The 11,591-nt window shown below is 62.3% G+C and carries 11 protein-coding genes and 1 pseudogene; 10 read left to right on the plus strand and 2 right to left on the minus strand.

Going from position 1 to position 11,591, the window contains the following annotated elements; translation table 11 throughout:
• Positions 1 to 105: 105 nt before the first annotated feature.
• The 3 genes from BM160_RS21595 to bktB all read left to right on the plus strand — a co-directional run bounded on the left by BM160_RS21595 (position 106) and on the right by bktB (position 3,914).
• The gene (locus BM160_RS21595) at positions 106 to 1,287 is read left to right on the plus strand and encodes an acyl-CoA dehydrogenase (protein WP_092008211.1); all 1,182 of its coding nucleotides are present in this window, start codon (positions 106 to 108) and stop codon (positions 1,285 to 1,287) included.
• Positions 1,288 to 1,319: 32 nt separating this feature from the next.
• On the plus strand, positions 1,320 to 2,513 hold the full coding sequence (locus BM160_RS21600) for a CaiB/BaiF CoA transferase family protein (protein ID WP_092008212.1): 1,194 nt from the start codon (positions 1,320 to 1,322) through the stop codon (positions 2,511 to 2,513).
• A gap of 216 nt (positions 2,514 to 2,729) precedes the next feature.
• Entirely contained in the window at positions 2,730 to 3,914 is a 1,185-nt protein-coding gene (bktB, locus tag BM160_RS21605) for a beta-ketothiolase BktB (protein WP_092008221.1), read from the plus strand.
• A gap of 74 nt (positions 3,915 to 3,988) precedes the next feature.
• Here the strand turns inward: bktB and BM160_RS21610 are convergent, their stop codons facing one another.
• Both BM160_RS21610 and BM160_RS21615 read right to left on the minus strand, forming a co-directional pair.
• Positions 3,989 to 4,171, minus strand: coding sequence for a hypothetical protein (locus BM160_RS21610; RefSeq protein WP_092008213.1), 183 nt, complete (start codon positions 4,169 to 4,171; stop codon positions 3,989 to 3,991).
• 160 nt (positions 4,172 to 4,331) lie between these two features.
• Positions 4,332 to 5,267 carry an AraC family transcriptional regulator gene (locus BM160_RS21615; protein WP_369821816.1) on the minus strand — a complete coding sequence of 312 codons (936 nt, stop codon included), beginning with the start codon at positions 5,265 to 5,267 and terminating at the stop codon, positions 4,332 to 4,334.
• Positions 5,268 to 5,581: 314 nt separating this feature from the next.
• Here BM160_RS21615 and BM160_RS21620 point away from each other — a divergent pair, with 314 nt between their 5' ends.
• The 7 genes and pseudogenes from BM160_RS21620 to BM160_RS21650 form a co-directional block, all read left to right on the plus strand.
• Positions 5,582 to 6,424, plus strand: coding sequence for a TauD/TfdA dioxygenase family protein (locus BM160_RS21620; RefSeq protein WP_092008215.1), 843 nt, complete (start codon positions 5,582 to 5,584; stop codon positions 6,422 to 6,424).
• 68 nt (positions 6,425 to 6,492) lie between these two features.
• Positions 6,493 to 7,551, plus strand: a complete 1,059-nt coding sequence (locus tag BM160_RS21625) for a beta-keto acid cleavage family enzyme (protein ID WP_092008216.1) — start codon at positions 6,493 to 6,495, stop codon at positions 7,549 to 7,551.
• 95 nt (positions 7,552 to 7,646) lie between these two features.
• Entirely contained in the window at positions 7,647 to 8,642 is a 996-nt protein-coding gene (locus tag BM160_RS21630; RefSeq protein ID WP_092008217.1) for a Bug family tripartite tricarboxylate transporter substrate binding protein, read from the plus strand.
• A complete protein-coding gene (locus BM160_RS21635) occupies positions 8,639 to 8,851 on the plus strand; it encodes a hypothetical protein (RefSeq protein ID WP_092008218.1) in 213 nt (70 codons plus the stop codon). The genes BM160_RS21630 and BM160_RS21635 overlap by 4 nt, the downstream gene beginning before the upstream one ends.
• On the plus strand, positions 8,848 to 10,050 hold the full coding sequence (locus tag BM160_RS21640; protein ID WP_092008219.1) for a CaiB/BaiF CoA transferase family protein: 1,203 nt from the start codon (positions 8,848 to 8,850) through the stop codon (positions 10,048 to 10,050). The genes BM160_RS21635 and BM160_RS21640 overlap by 4 nt, the downstream gene beginning before the upstream one ends.
• Before the next feature lie 35 nt (positions 10,051 to 10,085).
• Positions 10,086 to 11,249 carry an acyl-CoA dehydrogenase family protein gene (locus BM160_RS21645; RefSeq protein WP_092008220.1) on the plus strand — a complete coding sequence of 388 codons (1,164 nt, stop codon included), beginning with the start codon at positions 10,086 to 10,088 and terminating at the stop codon, positions 11,247 to 11,249.
• Positions 11,250 to 11,352: 103 nt separating this feature from the next.
• A pseudogene (locus BM160_RS21650) lies at positions 11,353 to 11,472 on the plus strand (acetyl-CoA C-acyltransferase); the annotation flags it as partial.
• Positions 11,473 to 11,591 lie beyond the last annotated feature (119 nt).

An 11,591-nucleotide genomic window follows, 5' to 3' on the forward strand; every position in this document is an offset into this window, starting at 1 on the left:
CAATTAATACAAAACCTCATAAGAGACTGAGAAACAATCGGTTGATTGGCTTGAGACCTCAAAAGTATGATGAAGACATCACAATTTTTCGTAAAGAGGCAAGCCATGAGCAAGAACCCCCATTTTTCCTGGTCCGACCCCTTCCTGCTGGACCAGCAACTCAGCGATGAAGAGCGCCAGGTGCGCGACGCAGCTCACGCCTACTGCCAGGAGCGCCTGCTGCCGCGTGTGCAGGACGCCTTTCGCCATGAAAAAACCGATCGCGCCATCTTCAATGAGATGGGCGAGCTCGGTCTGCTGGGCGCCACCATCCCCGAGCAGTATGGCGGCTCTGGCCTGAACTACGTTTGCTACGGCCTGGTGGCCCGCGAGGTCGAGCGGGTCGATAGCGGCTACCGCTCCATGATGAGCGTGCAGTCTTCCCTGGTGATGGTGCCCATCAATGAGTTTGCATCCGAAGCGCAGAAGCAGAAATACCTGCCCAAACTCGCCAGCGGCGAATGGGTGGGCTGCTTCGGCCTGACCGAGCCCAATCACGGCTCTGACCCGGGCAGCATGATCACCCGGGCCAAGAAAGTGGCCGGTGGCTACTCGCTGAGCGGCGCCAAGATGTGGATCACCAACAGCCCGATCGCCGACGTCTTTGTCGTCTGGGCCAAGGACGACGAAGGCGCGATTCGCGGCTTCATCCTGGAAAAGGGCTGGAAGGGCTTGAGCGCGCCCGCCATCCACGGCAAGGTGGGCCTGCGTGCCTCTATCACCGGCGAAATCGTGATGGACGAGGTGTTCGTGCCGGAAGAAAACGCCTTCCCCGACGTGCGCGGTCTCAAGGGCCCGTTCACCTGCCTGAACAGCGCGCGCTATGGTATCGCCTGGGGCGCCCTGGGGGCGGCCGAAGATTGCTTCCAGCGCGCCCGTCAGTACGTACTGGACCGCCACCAGTTCGGCCGCCCCCTGGCCGCCAACCAGTTGATCCAGAAAAAGCTGGCCGACATGCTGACCGACATCAGCCTGGGCCTGCAGGGCTGCCTGCAGCTGGGCCGCATGAAGGATGCGGGCACGGCCTCGGTCGAAGTCACCTCCATCCTCAAGCGCAACAGCTGCGGCAAGGCGCTGGACATTGCCCGCGTGGCGCGCGACATGATGGGCGGCAACGGCATCAGTGATGAGTTCGGCGTGGCCCGCCATCTGGTCAACCTGGAGGTGGTCAACACCTATGAGGGCACCCATGACGTGCACGCCCTCATCCTGGGCCGCGCCATCACCGGCATCGCCGCTTTCTCCTGACACCGGCTTGAACTTGAACTAAGGCATTCCCAATGGAGCATTCGCATACTCATGCGCCCGACACCGCTAGCGGTGTCGGCGCAACACCACGCCCCTTGGCAGGCGTGCGCGTACTTGATTTGTCTCGCGTTCTGGCCGGCCCATGGGCTGGCCAGATGCTGGCCGACTACGGCGCGGATGTCCTCAAGGTCGAGCGTCCCGGCGCGGGTGATGACACCCGCACCTGGGGACCGCCTTGGTGGGGTGAAGGCGAGCAGCGGGTCGCGGCCTATTTCGTCTGCGCCAACCGAGGCAAGCGCTCGGTGGCCATCGATATCGCCAGCCCAGAAGGCATTGAACAGGTGCAAGCCTTGGCTAGGGATGCCGATGTGCTGATCGAGAACTACAAGGTCGGGCAACTGGCCAAGTACGGCCTGGATGCCGCCAGTCTGCGCGCCATCAACCCACGGCTGATCTACTGCTCGATCACCGGTTACGGACAAAATGGCCCCTTGTCACATAAGGCGGGCTACGATTTTGCGATTCAGGCCGAAGCCGGACTGATGAGCGTCACCGGTGACAAGGGCGCTGAACCCCAAAAGGTGGGGGTGGCCGTGACCGACCTGATGACCGGCGTTTACGCGACCACCGCCATTTTGGCGGCCTTGTATGAACGGCAGCAGACGGGGCGCGGCCGCACCATAGATGCCGCACTGTTCGACGTGCAGGTCGCCATGCTGGCGAACCAGGGAAGCAACCAGCTGATTGGGCACACGACGCCAACCCGCATGGGTAATGCCCACCCCAACATCGTTCCCTACCAGGTATTTCCCACACGCGATGGCCACATGGTGCTGGCGGTAGGAAACGATGGCCAGTTTGCCCGTTTTTGCGAGGCCGTCGGCCAGCCTACCGTTTCCAGCGACCTGCGCTACAGCACGAATCCAGCCAGGGTTGCAAACCGCCAATCGCTGGTACCCATGATCACCGAATGGGCACTGCAGCGCGACACGGCCGAGTGGGTCAGCTTGCTGGACCAGTCCGCCGTTCCTTGCTCACCGATTCTGGACATTACCCAAGTGATGGCGCATCCCCATGTGGCCGCGCGCGGCATGAAGCTGGAGTCCAGTGATGCAAGCGTTCCCCCTATGTTGGCCAATCCCATGCTGATGGATGGCGTTCGTCCAACGGCAGACTTACCGCCGCCTGAATTGGGTGCCGATAAGCCCGTGTGGAAAACGAAGTAAAGTTATCGGCGTTCGACAGCCATGTGGCAAAGTGGCCTTTGCGATTTGAGATAGTTTGCGGCGTACCGCCTCACGGACCGAGACGCCTGCAGACAATATTTCCGCTATTTATTTGCTAGCGCCTTGCGGTGATGGAGATTGGCCTGAGAGCACTTTTTGCTTAAGAATCTGGTCAAGCAACCCGCTGCCGCCTTTTTTCAAATCCAGGAGAGCATCATGAAACGTGAAGTAGTTGTTGTCAGCGCGGTACGCACCGCCATTGGAACCTTTGGCGGCAGTCTGAAAGACACGCCGCCCACCGAGCTGGGCGCGCTGGTGGTGCGCGAATCGCTGGCGCGCGCCAACGTCGACGGCAAGGACGTCGGCCATGTGGTGTTCGGCCATGTGGTCAACACCGAGCCCAAGGACATGTATCTGTCGCGCGTCGCCGCCATCAACGGCGGCTGCGGCGAAGGCACGCCGGCCTACAACGTGAACCGCCTGTGCGGCTCCGGCCTGCAGGCCATCGTCAACGCCAGCCAATCCATCTTGCTGGGCGACACCGACATCGCCATAGGCGCCGGCGCCGAAAACATGAGCCGCGCACCCTACGCCAGCCTGGCCACGCGCTTTGGCGCCCGCATGGGCGACAGCAAGCTGGTCGACATGATGGTGGGCGCGCTGCACGACCCCTTCCAGAACATCCACATGGGTGTGACGGCCGAGAACATCGCCGCCAAATGGGGCATCACGCGCGACGAGCAGGACGCCATCGCCGTCGAGAGCCACCAGCGCGCCCAGCGCGCCATCGAGGCCGGCCACTTCAAGGCGCAAATCGTCCCGGTGATGCTGAAAAGCCGCAAGGGCGAAGTGGCCTATGACACCGACGAGCACTACCGCCCCGACTGCACGCTGGCCGACATGGCCAAGCTCAAACCCGTGTTCCTCAAGGAAAACGGCACGGTCACGGCCGGCAACGCCTCGGGCATCAACGACGCCGCCGCCGCCGTGCTGCTGATGGAAGCCGGCGCCGCCAAGGCGCGCGGCCTGGCCCCGCTGGCCCGCCTGGTGGCCTACGCCCACGCCGGCGTCGATCCCAAGTACATGGGCATAGGCCCGGTGCCGGCGACCCAGCTGGCGCTGCAAAAGGCTGGCCTGAAAGTGTCCGACCTGGACGTGATCGAGGCCAACGAAGCCTTTGCCGCCCAGGCCTGCGCCGTGACCCGCGATCTGGGCCTGGACCCGGCCAAGGTCAACCCCAACGGCTCCGGCATCTCGCTGGGCCACCCGATCGGCGCCACCGGCGCGCTGATCACCGTCAAGGCCTTGCACGAACTGCAGCGCATCCAGGGCCGCTACGCGCTGGTGACCATGTGCATAGGTGGCGGCCAGGGCATCGCAGCGATTTTCGAGCGGGTTTGAGTCAGCACCCAGCGAACCGGACTTCATTATTGATAGCGCCACCCGCCCGTCACTTATGGGCCGGAGGCGTTTTTTTATAGAGAAAATGCGCCTTGCGAGAGGCTGGCGTCTATGGTGACGCGCAGCTTGCCGTTTTCCACCCGCACGCCAGCAATGCGCATCTCGGCGATTTTCTCGGCCTGGGCATTGTTGCAGCGGTAGATGGGCCTGCGCTGAAGTGTGGCCTGCTTAGCGTCAGCAGGAATGGGGCAGACCATTTCATTAAATTCTGCAAACCTTTCACACAAGATTCCGCCACCTTGGTGCAAGTGATCTAGAGCACATCGTCTCCGTTGGTGGATAGCCGCATCAACATCTCTGTTGACTATTTTTGACGGGTCACATCTTTGCGCAGCAACTCACAGAGGGTCTTGCGTGTCAGGTTTTCTTCCAGCGCGACGGCGGCATGCCAAACTGGGTGCTGAACCAGCGCGAGAACACGCTGGTTTCGGCAAAGCCCAGCAAGGCCGCGATCTGTGAGACGCTGTGCGCCTGGCCGTTGAGGTAGCGAGCGGCCTGCTCGCGCCGCACGTCGTTGACCAGCGACTGGAAGTTCTCGCCCACCTGCTCCAGTTGCCGCTGCAAAGTGCGGGGGCTCATACCCAGCGTTTGCGCGACCTGTTCGAGGCTGTTTCGCCCACGGGGCAGCAGCACATGCAGCGCACGCCGTACAACGTGATCGACGTTGGCACAGTCATTGCGCGGCTGCAGGTCGATGTAGTCCTTGGCATACCTGGCCATGTGTGGATCGCACAGTGGATTGAGTTGGTCCAGGTCACCCTTGCTCAGCACCATGCCATTGAACTCCGAGCCGAATTCCAGTTGCTGGCCGAACACTCGCCGGTGGATCTGTACGCTGGCCGGCGCGGCGTGGGAGAAGTGCACGCCGCGAGGTATCCAGCGCGGCCCGAGTTGGAAGCGGCACAGGGACAGCAATGCGCCTATCGCCAGTTCCATGGGCTGGCGTCCAGGGTGGTTACGGCCGGTCACCAAGGCCAGTTGCACCACCGCCACGGTCGGGTATTCCATCAGGTCCAAAACCACCGAGTCGCTCAGCAGGTGGCTATAGCGCTTGAGCTCTATCAAAGCGTGGCGCAGCGTCGGCTGGTGTTGCAACAGCAGACTGATCACGCCGAAATCAGACAGCCGCCACGACTCACCCACCAGCAAACCGATAGAGGCGCTCTCCGCCGACTTCGCGGACGCTTCCAGCACTTCCGCCAGTGAGGCCTCAGGGATGCGCAGGTCGGGCGTGAGCAGGCAGGCCTGGTTCAGACCGACGTGATGAATCATGCGCACTGGGTCGATCCCCAATCCGCGCGCGATTTCAGCGTATTTCGCGATAGACGCGCTTCGAACCAAGGATGGCGTCATGGCGTTTTGGAAAGTGAGGTCGCCCGTCTTTGGTGGAGGGGCAATCGACCGGTCCAGTCATCCCTTTTAAGTGATAACAGGCCGGAGTTTTGCATGGATCTCGCAAATAAATGAAACTTTATTTTCATTGTCAATGTGTGGCGCACGATGTCAAGCGTGAATCGGGGCGCAGGCCAAGAATACGTCTACTGTAGTCAGCGTAATAGCCGCATGTGCAACTCGCTGCTTACAGGCCCTACAACAAGGAGACCCCCGTGCGAGTTGAACAACTGACCTGCTGCATAGGCGCCAAAATCTCTGGCGTGAACCTGGGAGACGCCGCGCGCGACGCGGATCTGTTCGCCGAAATCAAGGCGCTGCTGCTCAAGCACCGCGTGCTTTTCCTGCGCGACCAGGACATCACCCGCGCCGAACATGTGGCCTTCGCCCGCCGCTTTGGCGAATTGGAGAATCACCCCGTTGCCGGCAGTGACCCCGACCATCCTGGCCTGGTGCAGATCTACCGTAACGACAAGCGCGAGAACTACGAGAACAACTATCACACCGACGGCATGTGGCGTGCGACCCCGACCATGGGCTGCGTGCTACGCAGCATCGAGGTGCCGCCCGTCGGCGGCGACACCATCTGGGTCAACATGGTGGAGGCCTACAAGAACCTGCCCGAGGACGTGAAGAAGCGCATCGACGGCCTGCGCGCCAAAAGCAGCATTGAGCACGGTTTTGGCGCCGTCATGCCGGAAGAAAAGCGCCTGGCGTTCGGGAGAGAGAATCCCATGGTGGAGCACCCCGTGGTGCGCATCCACCCCGAGACCGGCGAGAAAGTGCTGTACGTCTGCAGCTTCACGACACACTTCGCCAATTACCACACGCCCGAGAACGTGCGCTTCGGCCTCGACAAAGCGCCCGGCGCCAGCCATCTGCTGAATTACCTCATCAGCCAGGCCAGTATTCCCGAGTACCAGGTGCGCTTCCGCTGGCAACCCAACAGCATCGCGATCTGGGACAACCGCTCTACCCAGCATTACGCGGTCATGGACTACTGGCCCGCTCCGCGCAAGATGGAACGCGCCGCGATCATCGGTGACAAACCGTACTGAGCGCCGGGTTCATCAACGCTATCCCCCTATTTCTACCCTCACTCCCAACCTGTCTTTGGAGACATGACATGAACTTTCTTGACGGCCACCTGTACCCCGAAAACCAGCAGCCTCTGATCATCACGGCCGCGCCCTATGCGCCGGGCTGGCTACCCTCCGACTTTCCCGAAGACATCCCCGTCACTATGGAGGCACAAATCCAGAAGGCGGTGGACTGCTACAACGCCGGTGCCACCGTGCTGCACCTACATGTGCGTGAACTGGATGGCAAGGGAAGCAAGCGCCTGTCGAAGTTCAACGAGCTGATCGCCGGCGTGCGCCAGGCCGTGCCCGAGATGATCATCCAGGTCGGCGGCTCCATCAGCTTTGCGCCCGAGAACGAAGGCGAAACCGCGAAGTGGCTGAGCGACGACACGCGCCACATGCTGGCTGAGCTTGATCCCAAGCCCGACCAGGTGACGGTGACCGTCAACACCTCGCAGATGAACGTCACCGAGCAGGCGGAGATCGCGGATTTCAAGGGCACCTCGCGCGAGAACCCCGCCATCTTCAATGCCTACAAGGAAATGACGGTGCCCGCCCAGCCCGGCTGGGTGGAAGAGCATGTGCGCCGCCTCACCAAGGCGGGCATCCAGAGCGCCTTCCAGTGCTACAACATCAACAGCTTCGAGTCGGTGGAGCGCCTGATGCGGCGCGGCATCTACAAGGGCCCACTGGTGATGAACTGGGTGGCCATCGGTGGTGGCATGGACAAGCCCAGCATCTACAGCCTGGCCAACTTCGTGCGCGAGGTGCCCGATGGCGCGGTGCTGACGGTGGAAAGCCACGTTCGCAACGTGCTGCCGGTCAACATGATGGGCATCGCGATGGGTCTGCATGTGCGCTGCGGCACCGAAGACGGCCTGTGGAACCAATCGCGCACCGCCAAGGCGAGCACCGTCTCGCAGATCGAGCAGTTGGTGCGCATCTCGCGCGAATTCGGCCGCCCGATCGCCACCGCCCAGCAAGCGCGCGCGATCAGCAAGATCGGCGTCTTCTACGAAACGGCGGAAGAAAGCCTGCAGGCCAACGGCTTCGCGCCCAACCGCAACGGTGGCAATCAGGGCTTCCTGCGCAAGGCCGCCTGAACGCGCGAAGCAGCAGGGCATGTCTCATGCCCGTGACTACATGGCTTGATGAATGAAGTTTGAATCAATTTAAAAAATATTAGGAGACACACACCATGCAACAACTCAAATCCGCCCTCCTGCGCACACTCGTGCTGGCAACTGCGCTTGGCGCGGGCCTGGCCGTGGCCACCCAGAGCGCGTACGCCCAGGAATGGCCGACCAAGCCCGTCCGCATCGTCGTCGGTGGTCCGGCCGGTGGCACAGCCGACGCGCTGGCCCGCATCGTTGCCGAGGGCCTGACGCAGTCGCTGGGCAAACCGATCATTGTGGACAACAAACCAGGTGCCGCCGGTGCCCTAGCGGTCAACGACTTGATCAAGTCTTCGCACGACGGCCACACGCTGCTGCTGATCCAGGGCGGCATCGTGAGCGAGACGCCGCAAGCCTACAAAGTGAACTTTGACCCCTTCAAGGATTTAAAGCCGCTCGCGCAGGTCAGCCGCCAGGGGTTGGTGCTGGTGGCCAACAACAATGTACCGGCCAAGAACCTGAAGGAGTTGATCGGCTACATCAAGACGAAAAAGGGCGGGGTGGACTACGCGTCCTACGCCACCGGCATGCGGGCCCACACCGCGGGCGTTCAGTTCAGCCGCCTGGCGGGCGTGGAGATGAAACACATCGGCTACAAGGGTTCGCCGCCGGGCTTGCAGGACGTGCTGGGCGGCCACGTGCCGCTGATGTTCGATGCACCGGCCACCTCGCTGCAACTGATCAAGGCCGGCAAGATCAAGGCCTACGCGGTCAACTACCCCACCCGCATCACGGCCTTGCCTGATGTGCCCACCTTCACAGAGCTGGGTTTCCCCGAGCTCAATGAGGTGGGTTGGATGGGGCTTTGGGCCACACCGGATCTGTCGCCAATCATCCAGACCAAGGTGCGGGACCTGACGCTGCAGTATCTCAATCAGCCCAAGCAGCGCCAGCGCATCGAGGCTATGGGCATGGAGGCCGGCCAGCCCTTAACCAGCGAGGAGCTAACCAAGGACCTGCACACGGCCTATGACCGCCAGGGCGAGTTGCTGCGCTCCATTAAATACAAATCGGAATGAGCAGCGTGATGCAAGTAGGCATGATTGATGGCTGGAAGGGCCGCTGGTTACAGCTCTCGCCCGGGGTGGTGATCTCGGCCATCGCAGCGGTAGCTGCGATGTTCCTGGCAAAACACTGCGGTGCGCCGGTGATGCTGTTGGGCCTGAAAATAACCGCAGCCCAGGTCCATGCCATGGGCTGGCTGATCACTGGGTGCAGTCTTTCATGAATAAGCTGTCGCTTCCACTATCTGGCATCCGTGTGCTGGACCTTTCCCGTGTGCTGGCCGGCCCCTGGTGCGGCATGGTCTTGGGGGATTTTGGTGCCGAGGTGATCAAGGTCGAGCATCCGAAGCGGGGCGACGACACCCGCGATTGGGGCTTGAGCGTCGGCTCGACGCAGACCGCTTATTTCAACAGTGTGAACCGCAACAAGCGATCGGTGACACTGGACCTGCAGACCATCGAAGGCCAGCGGCTGGCGCTGGCGCTGGCCGAGCAGTGCGATGTGGTGATCCAGAACTTCAAGGCCGGCGGCGCCGAGAAGATGGGTTTGGGCTACGAGCAGGTCAAAGCCGTGCGGCCCGACGTGGTGTATTGCTCGATCTCGGGCTACGACCGCACCGGTCCTGAGGCGGCGCGTCCGGGCTACGACCTGCTGGTGCAGGGCGAGGCCGGCTTGATGGCCCTTAATGGGGAGGCCAACCAGTCGCCGCTCAAGTTCGGCGTGGCGGTGGTGGACCTGTTCACCGGCATGTACTCGGCCCAGGCGGTGCTCGCGGCGCTGTACGAGCGCCAGCGTACCGGCCAGGGGCGTCACATCGAGATGGCGCTGTACGACTGCGGCATCATGGTCACCGCCTACTGCGGGCTCGAAGCCCTGCTACTCGAAAAAGATCCACCGCGCTACGGCAACTCTCATCCGTCCATCGTGCCCTATGGCGTTTTCGATGCCGCCGACGGTCAGCTTGTCATTACCGTGGGTAATAACAGCCAGTTCGAGCGCTTTTGCAAGGAAGTGATCGAACGCCCCGACCTGGCCGACGACGGACGATTCAAGACCAACGTGCAACGCACCGCGAACCGCGCGGAGTTACTGCCGCAGATCCTGCAGGCCTTGCGCTGCCGGCCGCGTGCCTTGCTGTTGCAGCGCATGGCGAGCGCCGGCATCCCTTGCGGTGAGGTGCTAGGCCTGCATGAGGCGCTGACCTCCGAGCGCACGGCCCGTGGCGGCCTGCTGACCGAGCAGCCCCACCCCGAGGTCGGTAGCGTGCACGTGCTGGCGCCTCCCTACCGGCTCGACGGCGAGCGCCTGCCGGTGCGCCGCCCGCCTCCCGTGCTGGGCGAGGGCACGCAGGACGTGCTGTCCGAACTGCTGGGCTTGGACGAGGCTGAATTGCGGCGTCTGAAAGCTGCCGGTGCCATTTGAATCTCTATTTTTTCAATCCTAACAATTTCACTACTATGGCTCTTGATTCTGAATCGTTTGACATCCTGTTGCCCACCGTGCAGCGCTTCATCCGCGAGCGCCTGATGCCCGCCGAAAACCACCTCGAAGAGCACGACGACGTGCCCGCCGACATCGTGGAAGAGATGAAAACCATGGGTCTGTTCGGCCTATCGATCCCTGAGGAGTTCGGCGGCATCGGCCTGTCGATGAGCCAGGAGGTCCAGGTAGCCTACGAGATCGGCAAGACAGCACTGGCCTTTCGCTCGGTGTTCGGTACCAACGTCGGGATAGGCTCTCAGGGCATCCTGATGGACGGCACGCCGGAGCAAAAGCAGAGCATCTTGCCGCGCGTGGCCAGTGGCGAGCTGATCATGTCGTTCGCGCTGACCGAGCCCGATTCCGGCTCCGACGCCGCCTCGCTGAAGACCCGTGCCGAGCTCGACGGCGACCACTACGTGCTCAACGGCACCAAGCGTTTCATCACCAACGCACCGCGCGCCGGTGCCTTCACGCTGATGGCGCGCACTGGCGGGCCGGGCGCAGGGGGCGTCTCGTCCTTCATCGTGCCGGCCGACCTGCCGGGCCTGCGCCTTGGCAAGCCCGACAAGAAGATGGGCCAGCGCGGCACCAAGACCTGTGACGTGATCCTGGAAAACGTGCGCGTGCCGGCTGCCAACATCATAGGCGGCGTGCCTGGCCAAGGTTTCAAGACCGCGATGAAGGTGCTCGACCGGGGGCGCCTGCACATCTCGGCCGTGGCCTGCGGCATGGCGCAGCGCATCATCGATGAATCCGTTGCCTATGCCCGTGACCGCAAGCAGTTCGGCAAAGCCATCGGCGAGTTCCAGTTGATCCAGGCCATGCTGGCCGACAGTCAGGCGGAACTGCTGGCCGGCTGGTCGCTGGTCCAGGAAGTTGCCAAGCGCTTTGACGCCAAGCCGGCCCCTGTTTCCGATCCGGATGTTTCCATGCGCGTGTCCTGCGCCAAGCTGTTCTGCACCGAGATGGTGGGCCGCGTAGCCGACCGCGGCGTGCAGATTCATGGCGGTGCTGGCTATATCAACGAGTACCCGGTGGAGCGCTTTTACCGCGACGTGCGACTGCTGCGCCTGTACGAGGGCACAACGCAGATCCAGCAACTCATCATTGGGCGTGAGTTGCTGCGCCAGGCGACTTGATCGACTCGCCATTGCCGACTCAAGCAGGGTAGCGCGGCGGGCTACCCTGCTGTGTTTCAGGTTTTCTTCCAGCGCGACAGCAGCTTGCCGAGCTGGGTGCTGAACCGGCGCGCTGTTCACCGTCAAGGCCTTGCACGAGCTGCAGCGCATCCAGGGCCGCTACGCGCTGGTGACCATGTGCATAGGCGGCCAGGGCATCGCGACAATTTTCAAGCGGGTTTGAGCCGCAGCCCGGCCACACTTCTTTATTGATAGCACCTCCCGCCCGTGTCTCATGGGCTGGAGGCCTTTTTTACCTGATTAGCGACTTGCCTCAGACATGCGCAGTATGGTCAGAGGCTG

The sequence above is a fragment of the Polaromonas sp. OV174 genome, from assembly GCF_900112285.1.
Taxonomy (GTDB): domain Bacteria; phylum Pseudomonadota; class Gammaproteobacteria; order Burkholderiales; family Burkholderiaceae_C; genus Polaromonas.

Bases quoted from the DNA above. Each gene is read 5' to 3' on its own strand.
- BM160_RS21595 (WP_092008211.1), top strand. From the start codon at position 106: ATGAGCAAGAACCCCCATTTTTCCTGGTCCGACCCCTTCCTGCTGGAC.
- BM160_RS21600 (WP_092008212.1), top strand. From the start codon at position 1,320: ATGGAGCATTCGCATACTCATGCGCCCGACACCGCTAGCGGTGTCGGC.
- bktB (WP_092008221.1), top strand. From the start codon at position 2,730: ATGAAACGTGAAGTAGTTGTTGTCAGCGCGGTACGCACCGCCATTGGA.
- BM160_RS21610 (WP_092008213.1), bottom strand. From the start codon at position 4,171: ATGGTCTGCCCCATTCCTGCTGACGCTAAGCAGGCCACACTTCAGCGC.
- BM160_RS21625 (WP_092008216.1), top strand. From the start codon at position 6,493: ATGAACTTTCTTGACGGCCACCTGTACCCCGAAAACCAGCAGCCTCTG.
- BM160_RS21630 (WP_092008217.1), top strand. From the start codon at position 7,647: ATGCAACAACTCAAATCCGCCCTCCTGCGCACACTCGTGCTGGCAACT.
- BM160_RS21635 (WP_092008218.1), top strand. From the start codon at position 8,639: ATGAGCAGCGTGATGCAAGTAGGCATGATTGATGGCTGGAAGGGCCGC.
- BM160_RS21640 (WP_092008219.1), top strand. From the start codon at position 8,848: ATGAATAAGCTGTCGCTTCCACTATCTGGCATCCGTGTGCTGGACCTT.
- BM160_RS21645 (WP_092008220.1), top strand. From the start codon at position 10,086: ATGGCTCTTGATTCTGAATCGTTTGACATCCTGTTGCCCACCGTGCAG.